This window comes from Pseudomonas sp. KH_046_2, assembly GCF_057838985.1.
In genome coordinates this window covers 4,816,121-4,838,261 of the sequence record NZ_CM174480.1, presented here as the reverse complement: position 1 = coordinate 4,838,261, position 22,141 = coordinate 4,816,121, and the positions used below count along the sequence as shown (strand labels likewise).

Below are 22,141 nucleotides of genomic sequence, written 5' to 3'. Positions count from 1 at the left end.
TGTGTGATGTCAGCTTTCTTAGGGCTGGGTGCCGGGAGCTAAGAAACCCCACACAGAGGGCCGGACATATTCCCCTTTCGGGTCTTGTATTCGCCCACTCCCGGCATAACAGAGTTTTTTGATGCGCACGGAGGAACCGTAGGCACAAAAAAGCCGCTACTGTCGGGGGCGGTCGGTCCGCTGTGTGAGGTGTTTCTTAGGCACCAACTGCAGAGAGTATTGTGTAAGGTTGACATGGTCAAGATATGTCTGTGTCTTTAGAGGTACGTATATCTACAAGCCAGATTGATATTTTTTCATTGTGCGAATAAGTTTAAAGTGTTGTTTATTTGTTTTAGTAAGTCTTTAGGAGGGCTTCTTCCATAATCACTAGCTATTTCTCGGTTTTGTATCATTGTTTTTTGATCTGCTTCATTTGAAACTAGGTACTTGAGAAGTGTTTGGGTATACGTCTGTGTGTAATCTGAACGATGGCCTGTGATGTTTTGAAAAGGGAATAAAGTACTCATTGTTGTGTGGTAGTCAGGGTTGCTAAGTATTTTGTCAATTAAAGCTGGTTGTTCAGCTTTGCTGAAGCAGCATAGCGCGATGGCTGTCTGATAGTAATCGATATATTGTGTGTTTTTTGTAGTGTTGTGAAAAATTGATAAGTAGGAAATGGATTTTTGAATTCCGCGGTAACTTGTTTTGTTGGTTATGAATAGGTTTTTTAATGTGTCAAGTGTTAGCGTGTTTGATATTTTTTCTTCTGCTGTTGTTATGTTTTTGATTAAGTAGTTGAAGTAGGTTTCAGTGTGGCTTGTATATTCTGTTTCCTGTCGTGGTAATTCGATCCAAAGATCTACGAATTTTTGTAGGTATGTATGCGAGTTGATATTTGATCCGTATCTTTTGTTGATCGATGCGTGGAGCTGTGTTTTGTTTGTTACTAAAAGGAATTTGAGGTTTTTAACACTGAATAGATGCTTTATTTGCTCAATTAACTCTAAGCAGAAATCGGGGCGGCATCGATCGAGTTCGTCGATAATAAAGACTATAGGTTTTCCTTTTCCTAAGTCTGATATATGTTTCTCGAGGATTATTTTAAATGTTTCTAAAGAGGCTTTGTCAGATTTTGTTTCGTCAAGTTTTGCTGCGAGTGCTTTATCAAAACCGTTGGATAGTTCTTCCCCAAACTGGTCTGCGGTTCCGAGTTCGTCTAGTATTGTTTCGTCAAGCAGTCCAGCTGATAGTGTTTTTATTCCAACTCGCATTGCCCCCCGAGTAATGGCTTTTGAAGCTTTTATTAGAGAGTTTTTAAATTCGGTTTTTGATTTTGGTAATTGGCTCTCAAGTAGCTCTTGTATTTCACTTGCAATAGATAAAAAAGCATCTTTTTGATAGTCGTTTTTGAAAGCGTCGAAATAAATGGTGTGCACATTTTTTTCTTGGTTGAGGTGTGCGGATAGCATTAGAGCAAATGTGCTCTTTCCTTCTCCCCATTGTCCATCAAGGCCAAGCACCAAGTCTTCGGTTGTGCTTTCAAATAGATTGCAAATGGCATCACCGAGAGGCTTTCTTTCAAAGATGTCAATGTCTGGTGCGAAGCCAATGATTTTTTTCTTATCAAGTTCAGGTGGTTTTATGAGCATGTTTAAACTCCCTGCAGGTTTAAATTGATCAAGGTATTGTAGTGCTGAACTAATAAAAAAACCCGCTCTCGCGGGTTTTTTTATTCATAAGCGGGAATGTATTAATCCCAGCTCAAAGCCCCACCAGTCTGATACTCAATAACCCGAGTCTCAAAGAAGTTCTTCTCTTTCTTCAAGTCCATGATCTCGCTCATCCAAGGGAACGGGTTAGTCGTCCCTGGGTACTCTTCCTTCAAACCGATCTGCGACAGGCGACGGTTAGCGATGAACTTGAGGTAGTCCTCCATCATCGCCGCGTTCATGCCCAACACGCCGCGAGGCATGGTGTCACGAGCGTATTCGATCTCCAGCTGGGTACCCTGCAGAATCATCTGCGAAGCTTCTTCCTTCATCTCGGCATCCCACAAATGCGGGTTTTCGATTTTGATCTGGTTGATCACGTCGATACCGAAGTTCAGGTGCATGGATTCGTCGCGCAGGATGTATTGGAACTGCTCGGCGACGCCGGTCATTTTGTTGCGGCGGCCCATGGAGAGGATCTGGGTGAAGCCGCAGTAGAAGAAGATGCCTTCCAGAACGCAGTAGTAGGCGATCAGGTTGCGCAGCAACTCTTTGTCGGTTTCGACGGTGCCGGTTTCGAACTTCGGATCGGAGATCGAGCGGGTGTATTTCAGGCCCCAGGTGGCTTTTTTCGCGACCGACGGGATCTCGTGGTACATGTTGAAGATTTCGCCTTCATCCATGGCCAGCGATTCGATGCAGTACTGGTAGGCGTGGGTGTGGATCGCCTCTTCGAAGGCCTGGCGCAGGATGTACTGGCGGCATTCCGGGTTGGTGATCAGGCGGTACACGGCCAGGACCAGGTTGTTGGCAACCAGGGAGTCGGCGGTGGAGAAGAAGCCGAGGTTGCGCATCACGATGCGACGCTCGTCGTCGGTCAGGCCTTCCGGGTCTTTCCAGAGGGCGATGTCGGCGGTCATGTTGACTTCTTGCGGCATCCAGTGGTTTGCGCAGCCGTCCAGGTATTTCTGCCAGGCCCAGTCGTACTTGAAGGGTACGAGTTGGTTGAGGTCGGCGCGGCAGTTGATCATGCGCTTTTCGTCAACGGCGACACGGGCGGAGGCGCCTTCGAGTTCGGCGAGGCCTTCGGCGACGTCGAGCGAATCCAGGGCGGCTTTGGCGCGGGCAACGGCGGCGGAGTCAGAAGCGGTCACGGCACGGGCTTCCAGGGCGGCGGCACCGCCGGCGCTGTCGAGACGGTCCATGTTGGCTTCGGTGGCGTGGCCAGCGTTGGCGCTCTTGACTGCTACTTCCGTGTCTTCTTTGTCGAATTCGTCCCAGCTCAGCATGACGTGTCGTCTCCTGCGTGAGGGCCAGTGTGCCCGTGTGAAAATGGATAGGTCGGTTTTTCACACGGCCTTACTGGCCGCGTTGGATCTAAAGGAATCGTTTTTTGCGGCAGCTATACGCAGGCATCAAACAGAATTTTGTACGGGGTTCCGAGAGCCACTGATGGGCGCAGCAAGCGTTGATCGCTTGTGCGGGGCTTCAGACTGGCTTTTCGTCCCTGTAAGGGAATATTGCAGGCCCGTTTAAGGCCGCATTATAGGGAAGTTTTACGTGCTGTGGTGCGGCGAAATGGCTCACGGATCGGTCGACGGGGGCCGTTTTTCGGTCGGAGTGAGGGTTTACAGGGCTTTGAAGGGCGTTGGCGGGGGAAGATTTTTTTTCCTGATTTTTTGCCCCGGATTATTTTTGTTCAAGAAATAACCAAAAAAGGCTTTTTTCACTACATCTTGTGTTTCGGTGGGGTTTTCTCAGGCTCCAGACACAACTAAGCCCGACCGAAGTCGGGCTGTGAAGTCACCCTGGCGGATCAGCTCAGGCGAGCGGCACCGACGTGATCAGCACCATCGGCGGCGAGGCGGGCGGCACCGGTGTGGTCAGAGCCATCGGAGGCGAGTTTGCCTGCGCCAACGTGATCGGCACCATCGGCGGCGAAGCGGGCGGCACCAGTGTGGTCAGAGCCGTCGGAAGCGACAGTCGCTTCAGTGGTGTAAGCAGCCGAGCCGGTGCGGTCGTAACCATCGGCGGCGAAGGTGTTGGCAGCCAGGACGGAGAGGGTCAGGGCGAGGATCAGTTGGGTTTTCATGGTCGTTGCTCCAGTTTCGTAAGCGTTGTTTGTCTTGGGTTGCAGTTGATACTACGCCGACTATTTCGATTAAAAAGCGTAAATAAATGCTTAAAATAATCGAGTTTATCGATCATTTAGGTTCAGCGTTTCATCTCCTGATCGCGGCGGGTGGGTCGAACCTTTCGGGGGAGGGGTGAAGCAGGAGATCAGCCGTTGGAGCAGCCATTGCCCATCATGCTGTAGCGCAGGATATGCCGTTGGCCGTGGGAGTCTTCGTATTCCATTTTCATCGGCACAACTTCACACACGTTCGGGGCTTCGCTCATGGAGATCACTTTGGCGATGTCCAGATGGGTGGAGTAGGTGTATTCCTCTATTGCCGGTTTTTGCTGTGCGACATCAGTCGGGACCTCGTTTGCCATGGCGGTTGCGCACAGACTACTGAGGGCCAGAACTAATAAAGCTTTCATTCGAATTTACCTTTTAGAGGTCGAAAGGGGGCACGCAATCCTTTTGAGATTGCGTGTGGAGCTTCGGTATCAGGGGTTTGATTAACTGCCTTCGTGGGGGCTGCAACTGGGTTAATCAGGTTGCCTTGTTGGCGTGGCTGATTTTAGGCGTCGACGCTTCGTCCATATAGGCGTGGTTTTGATAAACACTTTTGACAGATCCTGTAACAATCCCTGAATAGCCTCTTCTTTTGTAGGAGCGAGCTTGCTCGCGATGAGCCAGAGAGCGCCGCGGGATGTCAGATTGGGCGCGTTATCGTTGACGACCATCGCGAGCAGGCTCGCTCCTACAGGAACCGCGGTGGCAATGGCTTTATAGGGATTTTCACGACATTTTGTAGGGGCTTGTTACTACCATCGTCGAATGGTTCTATAGCCCCGGCCCCGCTAAAACGTGGTCATACAAAAACAACTATTCCACCGAGGTAAGAAAGATGAGTGCGGCTTCCCTGTATCCCGTTCGTCCCGAGGTTCTGGCTAACACGCTGACCGACGAGGCGACCTACAAGGCCATGTACCAGCAGTCGGTCGTCAACCCGGACGGCTTCTGGCGCGAGCAAGCCAAGCGCCTCGACTGGATCAAGCCTTTCACCACGGTGAAGCAGACCTCCTTCGACGATCACCATGTCGACATCAAATGGTTCGCCGACGGCACCCTGAACGTGTCCTACAACTGCCTCGACCGTCATCTGGCCGAGCGCGGCGATCAGGTCGCTATCATCTGGGAGGGTGATGACCCTGCCGAAAGCCGCCACATCACTTACCGCGAACTGCACGAGCAAGTGTGCAAGTTCGCCAACGCCCTGCGTGGTCAGGACGTGCACCGCGGCGACGTGGTGACGATCTATATGCCGATGATCCCCGAAGCCGTGGTCGCCATGCTGGCCTGTACCCGGATCGGCGCGATTCACTCGGTGGTGTTCGGCGGGTTCTCGCCGGAAGCCCTGGCCGGTCGCATCATCGACTGCAAATCCAAGGTGGTGATCACCGCCGACGAAGGCATTCGTGCCGGCAAGAAGATCCCGCTCAAGGCCAACGTCGACGACGCCCTGACCAACCCGGAAACCAGCAGCATCCAGAAAGTCATCGTGTGCCAGCGCACCGGTGGCGACATCAAGTGGAACCCGCATCGCGACATCTGGTTCGAAGACCTGATGAAAGTGGCCGGCACCGTTTGCGCGCCGAAAGAGATGGGCGCCGAAGAAGCGCTGTTCATCCTGTACACCTCGGGCTCGACCGGCAAGCCGAAGGGCGTGCAGCACACCACCGGCGGTTACCTGCTGTATGCAGCCATGACCCACGAGCGCGTGTTCGACTACCGCCCGGGTGAAATCTACTGGTGCACCGCCGACGTCGGCTGGGTCACCGGCCACAGTTACATCGTCTACGGCCCGCTGGCCAACGGCGCGACCACGCTGCTGTTCGAAGGTGTGCCGAACTACCCGGACATCACCCGGGTGGCGAAGATCGTCGACAAGCACAAGGTCAACATCCTCTACACCGCACCGACCGCGATCCGCGCCATGATGGCCTCGGGTACTGCGGCTGTTGAAGGTGCCGACGGCAGCAGCCTGCGCCTGTTGGGGTCGGTGGGCGAGCCGATCAACCCGGAAGCCTGGGACTGGTACTACAAGAATGTCGGCAAGTCCCGCTGCCCGATCGTCGACACCTGGTGGCAGACCGAAACCGGCGGCAACATGATGAGCCCGCTGCCGGGTGCTCACGCGCTCAAGCCAGGCTCGGCGGCGCGTCCGTTCTTCGGCGTGGTACCGGCACTGGTGGACAACCTGGGCAACATCGTCGAAGGCGAGGCCGAGGGCAACCTGGTGATTCTGGATTCGTGGCCAGGCCAGGCGCGGACGCTGTTTGGCGACCATGACCGCTTTGTCGACACCTACTTCAAAACCTTCCGTGGCATGTACTTCACCGGTGACGGCGCCCGTCGCGATGCCGACGGCTACTACTGGATCACCGGTCGCGTGGACGACGTGCTCAACGTCTCCGGCCACCGCATGGGCACCGCCGAGATCGAAAGCGCGATGGTCGCGCACCCGAAAGTCGCCGAAGCGGCGGTGGTCGGTGTGCCGCACGACATCAAGGGGCAAGGCATCTATGTCTATGTCACCCTTAAAAACGGTGAAGAGCCGAACGAGCAGCTGCGCCTGGAACTGAAAAACTGGGTGCGCAAGGAAATCGGTCCGATTGCTTCGCCGGATGTGATCCAGTGGGCGCCGGGGCTGCCGAAAACCCGTTCAGGCAAGATCATGCGCCGGATTCTGCGCAAGATTGCCACGGCTGAATACGATGGGTTGGGTGATATCTCCACCCTGGCGGATCCGAGTGTGGTGCAGCATTTGATTGATACGCACAAGACGATGAATGTCGCGTAAGCGCTGGTTCTGAGTCACTTAAACGCCCCGTCAGGTGTTGAGCCTGGCGGGGCTTTTTTGTGTCTGAGGTTTTTGTGTTGGCTGGGTTGGCCTCTTCGCGGGCAAGCCCGCTCCCACAGGTTTTTGTGGTGTGGCTCGGATCACAAAAACACCATCAATCCCTGTGGGAGCGGGCTTGCCCGCGAAGGCGATCTGTCAGGCAATACAGCAACATCTACCAATAATTATCGGGTTCCTCTGTCGGCCTTTTCCTACTGTTACCTGTGTTCTTTCAGGTTACTGAATGTGTAACCGCGTCGCGCCTATACGGGGTGATGGGAAACGCACAGCACTGTTTTAGGGCCTTAAAAGGTCGACAAAAAAATAAGTCCCCACGCTGCGCTTGCCGGATTAGAAGGGTTTGCCAATAATAGGCCCGCAATTTGCAACATAGATCGGTTCAATGTCTTTTGCTCTTGCATGATTTTGCAGGGCTGTCAACGTGCTAAAACGGCTTTCTCGGTGCTTCTGTAATTAGTTGTCGCATTGAAGAAATATCGGCCTCGGGCCTGTCGTTAGAATGCCGATCACTCGCTCGTCGTTGCTCGTGTTGAATTTCAACACCCGCTTCCCAGGACGTAGCACTGCTTTCCGGTTCCACTCATTCGCATATTGGGCTGTTGCTCACTCTGCCGTTTTTGCCCTTTACCGATGGAGTCCCAAGATGAAGAAACTCGTGCTGCTTGGCGCCCTGGCACTGTCCGTGCTGTCCATGCCAACCTTCGCCGATGAAAAACCTCTGAAAATCGGTATCGAGGCGGCTTACCCTCCGTTCGCGTCCAAGGCACCGGACGGCAGCATCGTTGGTTTCGACTACGACATCGGCAACGCGCTGTGCGAAGAGATGAAGGTCAAGTGCGTGTGGGTCGAACAAGAGTTCGACGGCCTGATCCCGGCACTGAAAGTGCGCAAGATCGACGCGATCCTGTCGTCCATGTCGATCACTGAAGATCGCAAGAAGTCCGTGGACTTCACCAACAAGTACTACAACACCCCGGCTCGCCTGGTCATGAAGGCCGGCACTCAGGTCAGCGAAGGCCTGACCGAGCTCAAGGGCAAGAACATCGGCGTGCAGCGTGGTTCGATCCACGAACGTTTCGCCCGCGAAGTCCTGGCCCCGCTGGGTGCCGAGATCAAGCCTTACGGTTCGCAGAACGAAATTTACCTCGACGTGGCCGCCGGCCGCCTCGACGGCACCGTGGCAGACGCTACGCTTCTGGATGACGGTTTCCTGAAAACCGACGCCGGTAAAGGTTTCGCCTTTGTCGGCCCAGCGTTCACCGACGTCAAATACTTCGGCGACGGCGTAGGTATCGCGGTTCGCAAGGGCGACAAGGAAGATCTGGACAAGCTCAACAACGCTATCGCGGCCATTCGTGCGAACGGCAAGTACAAGCAAATCCAGGACAAGTACTTCGCCTTCGATATCTACGGCAAGTAATACGTCCCAGCGACAAGTCCGAAATGGCGCAAGCAACAGGATCTCTGAGGTTTGCGCCATTTTTTCATCCTACTTTCGAGGACCTGAATCATGTTGAAAGGCTACGGGGCTGTCATCCTCGATGGCGCTTGGCTGACGCTTCAGCTCGCCTTGTCGTCCATGGCCATGGCCATCGTTCTGGGCCTGATCGGCGTGGCACTGCGTCTGTCGCCGGTGCGCTGGCTGGCCTGGCTGGGCGACCTGTATTCCACGGTGATCCGCGGTATTCCCGACCTGGTGCTGATCCTGCTGATTTTCTACGGCGGCCAGGACCTGCTCAACCGCGTCGCGCCGCTGCTCGGCTTTGACGATTACATCGACCTGAACCCGTTGGCCGCCGGTATCGGCACCCTGGGCTTCATCTTCGGGGCGTACCTGTCGGAAACCTTCCGTGGCGCCTTCATGGCGATCCCCAAAGGTCAGGCCGAAGCCGGCATGGCTTACGGCATGAGCAGTTTTCAGGTGTTCTTCCGGGTGTTGGTGCCGCAGATGATTCGTCTGGCGATTCCGGGGTTTACCAACAACTGGCTGGTATTGACCAAGGCTACCGCGCTGATTTCGGTGGTGGGTCTGCAAGACATGATGTTCAAGGCCAAGCAGGCGGCCGATGCCACCCGCGAACCTTTCACCTTCTTCCTCGCAGTAGCCGCGATGTACCTGGTGATCACCAGTGTGTCGTTGCTGGCATTGCGTCACCTTGAGAAGCGCTACTCGGTAGGCGTAAGGGCGGCTGATCTATGATCTTCGACTACAACGTCATTTGGGAGGCCCTGCCGCTGTACCTCGGCGGCCTGGTGACCACCCTCAAACTGCTCGCGCTGTCGCTGTTCTTCGGCTTGCTGTGCGCCTTGCCGCTGGGCTTGATGCGCGTCTCGAAGAACGCGGTCGTCAACATGTCGGCCTGGCTCTTCACCTACGTGATCCGCGGCACGCCGATGCTGGTGCAGCTGTTCTTGATCTACTACGGTCTGGCGCAGTTCGAAGCCGTGCGTGAAAGCTTCCTCTGGCCGTGGCTGTCCAGCGCAACGTTCTGTGCGTGCCTGGCGTTCGCGATCAACACCAGCGCCTACACCGCCGAAATCATCGCCGGCAGCCTGCGTGCCACGCCGAACGGCGAGATCGAAGCGGCCAAGGCCATGGGCATGTCGCGGGTCAAGATGTACAAGCGCATCCTGCTGCCGTCGGCCCTGCGTCGCGCACTGCCGCAGTACAGCAACGAAGTGATCATGATGCTGCAGACCACCAGTCTGGCGTCCATCGTGACCCTGATCGACATCACCGGTGCCGCGCGCACGGTCAACGCCCAGTTCTACCTGCCGTTCGAGGCGTACATCACCGCCGGCGTGTTCTACCTGTGCCTGACCTTCATTCTGGTGAAGCTGTTCAAGATGGCCGAGCGCCGCTGGCTGGGCTACCTGGCCCCGCGCAAGCACTGAATACCACTGACTGACTGTTTTTGTGAGAACCGACAGCATGTACAAACTTGAAGTCCAAGACCTGCATAAACGCTATGGCAGTCACGAAGTGCTCAAGGGCGTGTCCCTGAAAGCGGCAGCCGGCGATGTGATCAGCATCATCGGCTCCAGTGGCTCCGGCAAAAGTACTTTCCTGCGTTGCATCAACCTGCTGGAGCAGCCGCACGCGGGCAAGATCCTGCTCAACAACGAAGAGCTCAAGCTGGTGGCGAACAAGGACGGCGCGCTGAAGGCGGCCGACCCGAAACAGCTGCAACGCATGCGTTCGCGCCTGTCGATGGTGTTCCAGCATTTCAACCTGTGGTCGCACATGACCGCGCTGGAAAACATCATGGAAGCGCCGGTGCACGTACTGGGCATGTCCAAGGCTGAGGCTCGCGACAAGGCCGAGCACTACCTGAACAAGGTAGGCGTGGCCCATCGCAAAGACGCTTATCCGGGTCACATGTCCGGCGGCGAGCAGCAGCGCGTGGCGATTGCCCGTGCGCTGGCGATGGAGCCTGAGGTGATGCTGTTCGACGAACCGACTTCCGCACTCGACCCGGAGCTGGTCGGCGACGTGTTGAAGGTCATGCAGGCCCTGGCTCAGGAAGGCCGGACCATGGTCGTGGTGACCCATGAAATGGGCTTCGCCCGTGAAGTGTCGAACCAGTTGGTGTTCCTGCACAAAGGTCTGGTCGAAGAAAGCGGCAATCCGCGCGAAGTGCTGGTGAACCCGCAATCGGAGCGTTTGCAGCAATTCCTGTCCGGCAGCTTGAAGTAATCAGGACTGCCGTTGTGCACAGGGATAGTGCATGCTTCGCAGCCTAGAGGCTGACCCCGACCCCTGTGGGAGCTGGCTTGCCAGCGATGGCGGTGTGTCTGAACCAGGGATGCAATCTGGTCCACCGCTATCGCAGGCAAGCCAGCTCCCACATTTGATCTCTGTTGGTTTTGAGATTTGCGTTCATTTACGGGCTAGCATTGGCCCATGCCTTCATCACTGTTCTCCGCTTCGGATTGCCCACCATGACTGCCCATCGAATTGGTTTCCTGATTTGGCCCAGCACTAAAGCACTGACGCTTGCGCTGGCTGAGGAGGCCTTGCGTGTTGCCCAGCGTGTGCATCCGGACGTGGTTTACGAGTTGTCGTTCCTGCAGGCCGAACCGCCGGCCGAAAGCGCCTGGCAATTGCCGGGTGAGGCGTGGACCGGCAAGCTCGAGAACTTCCAGAAACTGTTCCTGCTCGCTGACGAACCGCCGACCGCACTGGCGCCGGCGCTCAGCAGTGCGCTCAAGCAACTGGTGCGTTCCGGTTGTGTGATCGGCGGTCTGTCGGCCGGTGTTTACCCGCTGGCACAACTGGGCTTGCTCGACGGATATCGCGCCGCCGTGCATTGGCGCTGGCAGGACGATTTCGCCGAGCGCTTTCCGAAGGTCATCGCCACCAGTCACCTGTTCGACTGGGATCGTGATCGCCTGACCGCGTGCGGCGGCCTGTCGGTGCTCGACCTGTTGCTGGCCGTGCTGGCCCGCGATCACGGTGCGGAGCTGGCCGGTGCGGTGTCTGAAGAGCTGGTGGTCGAGCGCATCCGTGAAGGTGGCGAACGCCAGCGTATTCCGTTGCAGAATCGCCTTGGTTCCAGCCATCCGAAGCTCACCCAGGCGGTGCTGCTCATGGAAGCCAACATCGAGGAACCGCTGACCACCGACGAAATCGCCCAGCACGTGTGCGTGTCCCGTCGGCAGCTTGAGCGGATCTTCAAGCAATACCTCAACCGTGTGCCGAGCCAGTACTATCTGGAGCTGCGCCTGAACAAGGCCCGGCAGATGTTGATGCAAACCAGCAAGTCGATCATCCAGATCGGCCTGTCCTGTGGCTTCTCCTCGGGGCCGCATTTCTCCAGCGCCTATCGCAATTTCTTCGGTGCCACGCCGCGGGAAGATCGCAACCAGCGGCGTAGCAGCAGCCCGTTCGAATTGTCTTCTGTGCCGCCGGAGCGCGGTTGATCCGCGCCTGACCCTGATCAATCTTCCGGGGCGGAGTCCTCGGAATTCGACACCTCCAGTTCTGCCCGTTCGATCACGGCCTGGACGCCGAAGTCGATGTTGGTCAGCCTGAAATACTCGATCAGGATTCGCAGGCTTTCTTCGGAAAGCGGATTGTCCCGCAGCTCGATGCCCTCGGTGATTTCCATCGGCCATTCCAGAATGTCGCTGGGTATCCGGGTAATCGAGTTACTGCTCAGATCCGCTGTTTCCAGGTTCTTGAGTTGCTGCAGACCGGTAGGCAATTCGGTGAGGCCGCAGTTTTCCAGCTGCAAGGTGGCCAGATCGGTCATCTGACTGACATCCGGTGCTAGCCCCAACGGGTTGTTGCTCAAGTCCAGGAAGTTCAGGCGCGTCATCTCGGTCAGGCTCGAGACAGCCTGCGGGGTAAGGGTGATGTTGCAATCGGGGAAATTGACCGAGGTCAGGTCGCCCATGCGGAAAATCGCCTCCGGCATATCACCCAGGCGGAAACCGCTAAGGCTGATGGTCTTGAGTTTTGGAAAGCGCTCCAGAAACCGTGTAACGCCAGTGGTCAGGCCGGATTCGCTGTGCAGGTAAACCAGCGATACATGGCTGAAGTCGGCACTCAGGGTTGGCAGGTCACCGGTAATCAGGGTGTCCAGGCTCAAATCAAAGGTTGGTTGCAGCAGGTCATTGAAGTCATTCAGTTCGCTTTCTCGACGCCAGCAGCGCAGCACGAATTGTTTGAATTCGTCCCGGGCCGAGTGCTCAAGCAGCAACTGCTGTGCATTGAAGGGTTGGTTGCTTTGCGGGTGTACGGCAGGGATATTGGCGGTCCAGGCAGACAGTTCGTCTTCGAGGGTCACAAGCTCAGCTTCCAGGCGACTCAGTGCGAGTCGTCCCTCGTCCAGCGTGCCGGGTAGCAAGTACACGAATCTGCTCGCGACTTCCTGATCCATCATTGGATACAGCGCCTGCACGCGACGAATGTCTGGCTCTTCGGCGAAGATGCCGAAGTCCTGCCGGGTCTGCCGGAAGTGCTGTTTGAGGCGTTCGCGGGTGGCCTTTGTAAGTGGATTGCTGCCCAGGTCGAAGCCTTCCTGGGTGCTGCGTTGCAGGGTGAACAGTGTTGGGGGCAATTCTTCGATCAGGTTGTCATTGAGCAGGGCCGTGCGCAGATGTGGACGAGTCAGCAAGCCCCGCGGCAGGTCGGTTATGCCAGTCTCGGACACATCGATGTAGTTCAGATCGGGCATGCTTTCCACGTCCGGCAACAGCCCCAGCGGGTTCTTGTACAAATCCAGTGTCGTCAGCTGATGCAGCCCTGAAAGTGTGGCCTGGCTCTCGGAGTTGAGCGTGATCGCGCAGTCGCTGAGTATCAATTCCTTTAGTTGTGGTGATGTGTTCAGGTCCGGTAATTGACCCAGGTTGAAGTCGCGTAATGCGAGGGTGCGCAAGTCGGAAAAATGGCGCAGGAATTCATGGATGCCTCGCGTGGCGCTACTGCCATCCAGTCTCACTATGGTGACTGCACTGAAGTCGGCGCTCAACGCTGGCAGCTCGCCGATAATCGGATGGAAGAAGCTGAACTCGACCGTTTCCAGAATGGATTCGGGAAGGGTCCATTGTTGTCGCCAGCAGTCCATCAGTTCGTGCATGAATTGCTGGCGGATTTGCTTCTGAACTGTGAATTGCTCTGGGGTCAGCCTGATTTGAGTATCGGGAATGAACAATGGGATTTCATCTTTCCAGGACGACAGCGTTTCGACAAGTTGCCTGTGTTGAACCCTGAGCCGGCTCAATACTTCCCGTGGTCCGCTTGGGTGCTGCTGCAGGCGCAGGACGAAGGCTTCAAGTTCTTCGGGTGATAGATGGGGGAACAGTGTTTGAGCCCGGGCCTGCAGGGATGGTGTGTTGGTCGGCATTTGACGATAGCCATCGCCACCCCCCAGTAAGCGCATCACCTTTGGATCGTAGGAGGGTTTGAAGTTGGGGTGCTCAGCCAGTAGTTCGCGTAAGGCATCGCGGCTCAAGGTATGTTGGCGAATCAATTGTTTGAGTCGTTCGCTTTCGCCGATGTGGATGTTCAGGGCGTTTCGTTCACTGTCCGGCAATGCTTGCAGCAAGCTGTCGTAAAGTGAGTTCGAGCCGCTGAGTTCTTCGCCGGTGTTGTCGTATGGCTGGTAAGAACCTTCTTCGGTGAGGACAAGGACCTTGCGGATCGGCGCGTCCACGCTGCCAAGGCTGTCGAGCAGGCGCCCGTCATAGGCGTAGTGGCGAATTTCCAGGCGCAACTGTCCCGTCCAGCCCGGCAAATTTTCCAGCGAGTGCATGGCCAATCGATCGGTGTCGAGACTGGCCGTGGTCGATGGCAACTCAAGCCCTTCGTAGGCGCGGGTTACGCGCACTTGCAGGCCTGCCTCCTGGCTCAGGTCTGCGAGTCGCGGGGGCACGGTTCCGCGTCGGAGCTGTAGCAGTTCCTGATCGTTTGCCGTGCCCATGAGTGTTTCCGCGACGCTGACGGGCAAGCCGGGTTCGTCGTCCATGAGGGTTTGTACGGCGGGAGGGGCACCCCGTTCGAGCTTGCGGTAACGCTGCTCGAATAGGTCTTGTCGCTTGCGTTCGGCTATTTTTGCCAGTGTTTGGCGCAAGCTGCGTGTGCGGCTTTCGATACGAGGGGAGGGCAGACCGAACTCTTCGCCCATCAGCGTTTTTATTTCTGTTTCCGATAGGGCCAGGAGAAAGGTTTTGAGCAGATCGCCGTCGTTGAGCCTTGTGACATCGATTTGCAGTACAGGCACATCGGGGGCGGGACTTTGCCAAAGGGTTTGCGCCGCTCCGTCGGTCAATCGCAGCCCTTTATTTGCCGGCCAATAGCCGTTTGCATTGAGTAACTCAAGCTGAATCACCGGGTCGGCCTTGAGGAAGTCTTCCGGGCGCTCGCTACCTATTTGCCGGATAAACGTTTGAATGTCTTGATCGATCTTGAAGCGTTTAAGTGTGTCGGCCAGTAGTGGCGGTACTTGCCCGCCATTCACATGCATCTTGCGCAGAACATTTTCGTGGCAACCGCTGATGGTGAGTATGCGTTCGCGCTCGCTTTCGGAAAAACGCTGCATGTCCGGGCCGATACGTCGCAGCACGGTGGCCTGGTCCCAGCTCAACGGCTGGTCGAGTTCGGTTTGCCAGGCGCCGGCACCGTTGTGCTTGAGTTGAGGTTTGTAGGCCTCAGGGCGGGAGGGGTGGTCGATGCGATGCTCGCCGATCACTGAGCCCTCGCTGACGGCGTAGTTTTTGCCTTCCAGTGGTAACAGCGTTTTACCTTGATGCCTGTGCAGTCCGAGTGAGTCCGGTTTTGAGTCCGCCGAGAGTGTGGCGGGGTGCTCGTAGGGGGTAAGGTCGGGTTTCCAGTAGCGGGTTTCGCCATCGGGTCGCTTCACCGAATTGAAACGGTCGATGAATTGCACAATTTCCCGTGGCAGGAGCGCGCGAAACTCTCCCGCCGCGACCACACCGCCCACCGCAAAGGTGCCCAGTTGCACGGCGGATTCAACGGCCCCCATGAAATGTTCGAAGGCTTCGGTGGTGTGGCCCTCGGCCCAGTCAACAATGCTTTCGAAGGTTTCGTCGAGTAACTGATAGGCCGTGTAGGCCAACATCAGTTCGCCGAGGAACGGCACGAAGGGCAGGGCAATGAAGGCGGCGATGTTCAGCAGCGTCGAGGCAATTTCCGTGAAGGAATCCCACAACGCCCAACGAGCTTTCCGGTCGACTGTTGCGGTGGATACCGCGATGACTCGCGCATCGTTGAGTACCTTGTTAAGCCTGCTCTGATAGAGGTGGGTCAATAACTCGCCTTTGACCGGCGTTGCCGCCATGCGCAAATTGGTGCGCTCGTTAGGCTGTTCTCGCCAGGTCGGTCGTGGATCGCCAGGTGGCACAGGCTGCCAGGTTATGGACGAAAGTTCGTTGTTCAACTGCGCGAAGAAGTGACCACGATCCTCATGATTGATGAAGCGACTGAAGAACTGTTGATATTCGGGGGTACGCAAGCGCCGGCCAAGTTCCTCTGCGAAGGCGGCGGACGAAATGTATTCCTTGATCGGATGTTCGGGGTCGTCAGGAATGTAAGCCACCACCCTGGCCACTTCCGTTGCGCGCTCCAGATCCGGTGAAAACATCACGATGCCGGACAGGGGAAAGTTCATGATTGTCAGTTCATGGCAGCCCCAGGGCTGACCGTGCAAACGCAAATGCGGCAGGTTGTCGACAAGGCCAAGAATCAGCTGGTGGACACCACTGCCCAGCAATTTTTGCATCTGCGCCATGTGCAGGGCAGCGGTTAGTGCGGTTTTCTGGCTGTCGTGAATTTTCGATTTCAGTATTGCCGCGGCCACCGGATTGCTGATGCCAAGATTGTCCTCCAGATACTCTTTATAGCGCTGGCCGATGTCGAGCTCCCGGCATAGCTGGGTGAATGCGGTGATGGGCATCTTTTCCAGTATTTGCGGCAATGTAGCGAATTGCCCGGTAGCAGAGGGGGGCGTGATGTAAGTCGAGGCGGGCTCGAAGGCGTCTGCTTCGGTTTCGGCGCTTTCAAAGTTGTGCAGCGCGGCATCCAGCAGTGACACCGTCCAGGTGCGCGCGGCGCCTGACTTCAACCGCAGCCATGGGATGTGATCGGGGATGTAAAGGTGAAGGAAGGTTTTGCGAGCGTCCAGTTCCAGACCGAATCGGGTCTTGAGCGCCGTTTCGAGCAGTGATTCGGCGAAGTCGGCGGGGCTCTGCAGTTTTGCCATCATCTGATCAACCTGATTCTGGCTGCTCACATGTCGGGCGATGAGTTTGCCCAGTTCCGCATGCTGATGGGGGGGCGCGTCCTTGAGCGCGGCCGGCATGCCTGGCGTGCTGTTGCTCAGCGCCTCGCGCCGTTGGGGCGTTGCCTGACGGAGCCAGGACGGAATGACATTGATCAGGTGCTGATAGTGGGCATCCGGCCTGAATTCATCGGACGCGTTGGCGGTATGTTGGGTATTCATGGGGTTAAGGTGGCCATCGAAGTTTGATTAGGCCCTTAGGAAACCGCGGGAACGCGGACGACGTGCGGTACATATTTACCGCCCTCGGCAAATCGGCATGGGTTACAGCGGCGCAAGCCTGCCTTAATCGCTCGCCGCCAGTTAAACTGCGCCTTTGCGACCCTATATGTCGCATTGCCGTAAACCCGGGAAAATCCGGGGTTTGCGCTATAAGAAGTTGTCGCTTGGCGGCAAGGCCGGGCTGAAAACTGTCCTTACAATCCTCACCAAGCTCGCCAGTTTCAGGCGAGTGTTTTCTCTTCAGGAGACTCCGATGTCCGTTGAGCACGCTGCGGTACAACGCGCCGATTTCGATCAGGTAATGGTTCCCAACTATGCGCCTGCCGCATTCATTCCTGTGCGTGGTGCCGGTTCCCGCGTTTGGGACCAGTCCGGCCGCGAGCTGATCGACTTCGCCGGCGGGATCGCCGTCAACGTATTGGGTCACGCGCATCCGGCGCTGGTCGGTGCCTTGACCGAGCAGGCGAACAAGCTGTGGCACGTGTCCAACGTGTTCACCAATGAGCCGGCCCTGCGCCTGGCCCACAAGTTGGTCGACGCCACCTTTGCCGACCGCGCCTTCTTCTGCAACTCCGGCGCCGAAGCCAACGAGGCCGCCTTCAAGCTGGCCCGTCGCGTCGGTTTCGACCGTTTCGGCAGCGAGAAGTACGAGATCATCGCTGCGCTCAACAGTTTCCACGGCCGCACCCTGTTCACTGTGAACGTCGGTGGCCAGTCGAAGTACTCCGACGGTTTCGGTCCGAAAATCACCGGTATCACCCACGTGCCGTACAACGATCTGGCTGCGTTGAAAGCTGCCATTTCCGACAAGACTTGCGCCGTGGTGCTGGAACCGATCCAGGGCGAAAGCGGTGTCATCCCGGCTGAACTGGAATACCTGCAAGGTGCCCGTGAACTGTGCACTGCGCACAACGCGCTGCTGATCTTCGACGAAGTGCAAACCGGTATGGGCCGTACTGGCCACCTGTTTGCCTACCAGCATTACGGCGTGATCCCGGACATCCTGACCAGCGCCAAGAGCCTGGGCGGCGGTTTCCCGATCGCAGCCATGCTGACCACCGAAGACCTGGCCAAGCACCTGGTTGTCGGCACCCACGGCACCACTTACGGCGGCAACCCGCTGGCGTGCGCTGTCGCCGAAGCGGTAATTGACGTGGTCAATACCCCTGAAGTGCTGGCTGGCGTCAACGCCAAGCACGACAAGTTCAAGGCGCGTCTTGAGCAGATCGGCGAGAAGTACGGCCTGTTCACTAAAGTCCGCGGCATGGGCCTGTTGATCGGCTGCGTGCTGAGCGATGCGTGGAAAGGCAAGGCCAAGGACATCTTCAACGCTGCTGAGCAAGAAGGCCTGATGGTGCTGCAAGCCGGCCCGGACGTGGTGCGTTTCGCGCCAAGCCTGGTGGTGGAAGACGCCGATATCGATGCCGGCCTGGACCGCTTCGAACGTGCTGCAGCAAAACTGACACAAGCCTGATAGACCCTTCGACGCCTGAGTTTTCGGGCGTCGAACCCAATTTTGATGCCGGCCCCGCTTTTCTGTAGGAGCGAGCCTGCTCGCGATGGTGTGTCAGTCGACATCGTTGTTGCTGATCCACCATCGCGAGCAGGCTCGCTCCTACAAGGGGCCGGCTTATTTTCCTCAAAGAGTTTTAGAAAAAGGAGTGACACCATGCTGGTGATGCGCCCCGCGCAAATGGCTGATCTGGGCGAGGTACAGCGTCTGGCTGCGGACAGCCCGATTGGTGTCACTTCCTTGCCGGATGACGTTGAGCGCCTGAGCGACAAGATCGCGGCAAGCGAAGCCTCGTTCGCCGCCGAAGTGAGCTTCAACGGTGAGGAAAGCTATTTCTTCGTCCTCGAAGACAGTGCCACCGGCAAGCTGGTCGGTTGCTCGGCCATCGTGGCGTCGGCCGGTTACTCCGAGCCGTTCTACAGCTTCCGCAACGAAACCTTCGTGCACGCTTCCCGCGAGTTGAAGATTCACAACAAGATCCACGTGCTCTCGCAGTGCCACGACCTGACCGGTAACAGCTTGCTGACCAGTTTCTACGTGCAGCGCGATCTGGTGGGTTCGCCGTGGTCGGAACTCAACTCCCGTGGCCGCTTGCTGTTCGTGGCCAGCCATCCGGAGCGTTTTGCCGATTCCGTGGTGACCGAGATCGTCGGTTACAGCGATGAAAATGGCGACTCGCCATTCTGGGATGCCATCGGGCGCAACTTTTTCGACCTCAACTACGCTGAAGCCGAGCGTCTGTGCGGCCTGAAGAGCCGTACGTTCCTCGCCGAACTGATGCCGCATTACCCGATCTACGTGCCCCTGCTGCCGGACTCCGCGCAAGAAGCGATGGGCCAGGTACACCCGCGGGCGCAGATCACCTTCGACATCCTGATGCGCGAAGGCTTCGAAACCGATCACTACATCGACATCTTCGACGGTGGCCCGACCCTGCATGCCCGCGTCTCGGGGATCCGTTCGATCGCCCAGAGCCGCGTGGTGCCGGTGAAAATCGGCGAGCCGGTCAAAGGTGTCGGTCGCCAGTATCTGGTGGCCAATGCCCAGTTGCAGGATTACCGCGCAGTGATGCTCGAGCTCGATTATGCGCCGGGCAAACCGGTGACCCTGGACCTGGAAGCGGCCGAAGCCCTGGGCGTCGGCGAGGGTGCCAGCGTGCGCCTGGTCGCGGTTTAACGCCTGCCTGGCCTGATTGCTTGTTTAGACAGCAGCGAAGTTTCACGGGTGGCGCAAGCGGCCCGTTTGAGGAGATAGCATGATCGTTCGTCCCGTACGCAGCAGCGATTTACCCGCTCTGATCGACCTGGCCCGTAGCACCGGCACCGGCCTGACCACTTTGCCGGCCAACGAAGAACGTCTGGCCCATCGGGTCGGCTGGGCCGAGAAGACCTTTCGCGGCGAAGCCGGGCGGGGCGACGCGGACTACCTGTTCGTGCTCGAAGATGACAACGCTCGCGTGGTGGGCATTTCCGCCATTGCCGGCGCCGTCGGCCTGCGTGAGCCCTGGTACAACTTCCGGGTCGGTTTGACCGTCAGCGCTTCGCAAGAGCTGAACATCTATCGTGAAATCCCTACGCTGTTCCTGGCCAACGACCTGACCGGCAACTCCGAGCTGTGCTCGCTGTTCCTGCATGCCGATTACCGCACTGGCCTCAACGGCCGCATGCTGTCCAAGGCGCGGATGCTGTTCATCGCCGAATTCCCGCAACTGTTCGGCAACAAGATCATCGCCGAAATGCGCGGTGTTTCCGACCAAGCCGGGCGTTCGCCGTTCTGGGAAAGCCTGGGTCGACACTTCTTCAAGATGGAGTTCAGCCAGGCTGACTACCTGACCGGCGTGGGCAACAAGGCGTTCATCGCCGAGCTGATGCCGAAATTCCCGCTGTACACCTGCTTCCTGTCGCCGGATGCGCGCAACGTGATCGGCCAGGTTCACCCGGACACCGAGCCAGCGCTGGCCATGCTCAAGAGCGAAGGTTTCAGCTACCAGGGTTACGTCGACATTTTCGACGCCGGCCCGGCCATCGAATGCGAAACCGGCAAGATCCGCGCCGTGCGTGACAGCCAGGCACTGGTGCTGGCCGTTGGCACGCCGGGTGACGACGCCACGCCATTCATCATTCACAACCGCAAGCGCGAAGACTGCCGCATCACTGCTGCGCCGGCACGTCTGGCCGCCGGCACCCTGGTGGTCGATCCGCAGACCGCCAAACGTCTTCAACTCAACGCTGGCGATCAAGTGCGCGCCGTGGCGTTGTCCGCAGCTCGGGAGTCGAAATAATGAAGTCGCTTTACATCGCAGGTGAATGGCTGGCAGGTGGGGGCGAAGCCTTCGAGTCGCTGAACCCGGTGACCCAGCAAGTGCTGTGGTCCGGCGTTGGCGCCACCGCCGCTCAGGTCGAGTCGGCTGTGCAAGCGGCGCGTCAGGCGTTCCCGGACTGGGCGCGGCGTACGCTGGAAGAACGTATCTCGGTGCTGGAAGCTTTTGCGGCCGCGCTGAAGAATCACTCTGACGAACTGGCCCGCACCATCGGCGAAGAAACCGGCAAACCCCTGTGGGAAGCGGCGACCGAAGTCACCAGCATGGTCAACAAGATCGCGATCTCGGTGCAGAGCTACCGCGAGCGTACCGGCGAGAAGAGCGGCCCGCTGGGCGACGCCACCGCCGTGCTGCGCCACAAACCCCACGGTGTGGTGGCGGTGTTTGGTCCTTACAACTTCCCGGGTCACTTGCCGAACGGTCACATCGTTCCGGCACTGCTGGCCGGTAACAGCGTGCTGTTCAAACCAAGCGAACTGACACCGAAAGTGGCCGAACTGACGGTCAAGTGCTGGATCGAGGCCGGTCTGCCGGCGGGCGTGTTGAACCTGCTGCAAGGCGCTCGCGAAACCGGCATCGCCCTGGCGGCGAACCCGGGTATCGACGGGCTGTTCTTCACCGGTTCCAGCCGCACCGGCAATCACTTGCACCAGCAATTCGCCGGTCGTCCGGACAAGATCCTCGCGCTGGAGATGGGCGGTAACAACCCGCTGGTGGTCGATCAGGTCGCCGACCTCGATGCCGCGGTGTACACCATCATTCAGTCGGCGTTCATCTCCGCCGGCCAGCGTTGCACCTGTGCCCGCCGCTTGCTGGTGCCGCAAGGTGCCTGGGGCGATTCGTTGCTGGCGCGCCTGGTGGCGGTCAGCGCGACTATTGAAGTCGGTGCCTTCGATCAGCAACCGGCGCCATTCATGGGCTCGGTGGTTTCCCTTGGCGCTGCGAAAGCGTTGATGGATGCGCAAGAACATCTGCTGGCCAACGGCGCCGTGGCGCTGCTGGAAATGACGCAGCCTCAGGCTCAATCGGCATTGCTGACCCCGGGTATTCTGGACGTGACCGCCGTTGCCAATCGTCCTGACGAAGAGCTGTTCGGCCCGTTGCTGCAAGTGATCCGCTACGCTGATTTTGAAGCGGCGATCGCTGAAGCCAACGACACCGCCTACGGTCTGGCCGCCGGCCTGCTGTCGGACTCCGAGGCGCGTTACCAGCAATTCTGGCTGGAAAGCCGTGCCGGTATCGTCAACTGGAACAAGCAGCTGACCGGTGCCGCGAGCAGTGCGCCGTTCGGCGGCGTCGGCGCCTCGGGCAACCACCGTGCCAGCGCCTACTACGCGGCCGACTACTGCGCATACCCGGTGGCCTCGCTGGAAACACCGAGCCTGGTGATGCCGTCGACCCTTACGCCTGGCGTGAAAATGGCGTAACGCCCATTCGCGGGCAAGCCCGCTCCCACAGTGATTGAGTGGAACACAAATGTGTGAACACCACCGAACCTGTAGGAGCGGGCTTGCCCGCGAAGGCCGCGACTCGGTCGCACTGAACAGTTAGTTACTGAA

Annotated in this window: 15 protein-coding genes; 10 read left to right on the top strand and 5 right to left on the bottom strand. The window is 57.7% G+C overall.

The genetic code is table 11. The annotated features are described in order from the left end of the window. Positions 1-296: 296 nt before the first annotated feature. The 4 genes from AC3IX1_RS21920 to AC3IX1_RS21905 all read right to left on the bottom strand — a co-directional run bounded on the left by AC3IX1_RS21920 (position 297) and on the right by AC3IX1_RS21905 (position 4,235). Positions 297-1,631, bottom strand: coding sequence for a KAP family P-loop NTPase fold protein (locus AC3IX1_RS21920; protein WP_489385795.1), 1,335 nt, complete (start codon positions 1,629-1,631; stop codon positions 297-299). A 101-nt stretch (positions 1,632-1,732) separates the two neighbouring features. Next, complete coding sequence (locus AC3IX1_RS21915; RefSeq protein ID WP_108215199.1) at positions 1,733-2,980, bottom strand: ribonucleotide-diphosphate reductase subunit beta; 1,248 nt, start codon at positions 2,978-2,980, stop codon at positions 1,733-1,735. A 527-nt stretch (positions 2,981-3,507) separates the two neighbouring features. Continuing rightward, positions 3,508-3,783, bottom strand: a complete 276-nt coding sequence (locus tag AC3IX1_RS21910) for a hypothetical protein (RefSeq protein ID WP_489385794.1) — start codon at positions 3,781-3,783, stop codon at positions 3,508-3,510. A gap of 188 nt (positions 3,784-3,971) precedes the next feature. Then, on the bottom strand, positions 3,972-4,235 hold the full coding sequence (locus tag AC3IX1_RS21905) for a DUF2790 domain-containing protein (protein WP_489385793.1): 264 nt from the start codon (positions 4,233-4,235) through the stop codon (positions 3,972-3,974). 473 nt (positions 4,236-4,708) lie between these two features. Between AC3IX1_RS21905 and acs the strand changes: the two genes are divergently transcribed. From acs to argR, 6 genes are all read left to right on the top strand, one after another. Further along, a complete protein-coding gene (gene acs, locus AC3IX1_RS21900; RefSeq protein WP_489385792.1) occupies positions 4,709-6,664 on the top strand; it encodes an acetate--CoA ligase in 1,956 nt (651 codons plus the stop codon). 703 nt (positions 6,665-7,367) lie between these two features. After that, positions 7,368-8,144, top strand: a complete 777-nt coding sequence (locus AC3IX1_RS21895) for an ABC transporter substrate-binding protein (protein ID WP_150726077.1) — start codon at positions 7,368-7,370, stop codon at positions 8,142-8,144. A gap of 90 nt (positions 8,145-8,234) precedes the next feature. Then, the gene (locus tag AC3IX1_RS21890) at positions 8,235-8,924 is read left to right on the top strand and encodes an ABC transporter permease (protein ID WP_150726078.1); all 690 of its coding nucleotides are present in this window, start codon (positions 8,235-8,237) and stop codon (positions 8,922-8,924) included. Continuing rightward, on the top strand, positions 8,921-9,619 hold the full coding sequence (locus tag AC3IX1_RS21885; RefSeq protein ID WP_223446648.1) for an ABC transporter permease: 699 nt from the start codon (positions 8,921-8,923) through the stop codon (positions 9,617-9,619). The genes AC3IX1_RS21890 and AC3IX1_RS21885 overlap by 4 nt, the downstream gene beginning before the upstream one ends. A gap of 37 nt (positions 9,620-9,656) precedes the next feature. Then, a complete protein-coding gene (locus AC3IX1_RS21880) occupies positions 9,657-10,421 on the top strand; it encodes an ABC transporter ATP-binding protein (protein ID WP_477775266.1) in 765 nt (254 codons plus the stop codon). A gap of 245 nt (positions 10,422-10,666) precedes the next feature. After that, entirely contained in the window at positions 10,667-11,647 is a 981-nt protein-coding gene (gene argR / locus AC3IX1_RS21875) for a transcriptional regulator ArgR (protein WP_489385791.1), read from the top strand. A gap of 17 nt (positions 11,648-11,664) precedes the next feature. Here the strand turns inward: argR and AC3IX1_RS21870 are convergent, their stop codons facing one another. Next, positions 11,665-16,689: a dermonecrotic toxin domain-containing protein gene (locus tag AC3IX1_RS21870; RefSeq protein WP_489385790.1), complete on the bottom strand. Its 5,025-nt coding sequence runs from the start codon at positions 16,687-16,689 to the stop codon at positions 11,665-11,667. 313 nt (positions 16,690-17,002) lie between these two features. Between AC3IX1_RS21870 and AC3IX1_RS21865 the strand changes: the two genes are divergently transcribed. From AC3IX1_RS21865 to astD, 4 genes are all read left to right on the top strand, one after another. Continuing rightward, positions 17,003-18,223, top strand: a complete 1,221-nt coding sequence (locus AC3IX1_RS21865) for an aspartate aminotransferase family protein (RefSeq protein ID WP_477775263.1) — start codon at positions 17,003-17,005, stop codon at positions 18,221-18,223. Between the two features lie 195 nt (positions 18,224-18,418). Next, entirely contained in the window at positions 18,419-19,438 is a 1,020-nt protein-coding gene (gene aruF / locus AC3IX1_RS21860; RefSeq protein WP_007971023.1) for an arginine/ornithine succinyltransferase subunit alpha, read from the top strand. Between the two features lie 79 nt (positions 19,439-19,517). Continuing rightward, positions 19,518-20,543 (top strand): arginine N-succinyltransferase, encoded by a 1,026-nt coding sequence (gene astA / locus AC3IX1_RS21855; protein ID WP_489385789.1) that lies wholly within the window; start codon positions 19,518-19,520, stop codon positions 20,541-20,543. Next, complete coding sequence (gene astD, locus AC3IX1_RS21850) at positions 20,540-22,009, top strand: succinylglutamate-semialdehyde dehydrogenase (RefSeq protein WP_489388772.1); 1,470 nt, start codon at positions 20,540-20,542, stop codon at positions 22,007-22,009. The genes astA and astD overlap by 4 nt, the downstream gene beginning before the upstream one ends. Positions 22,010-22,141: the final 132 nt, after the last annotated feature.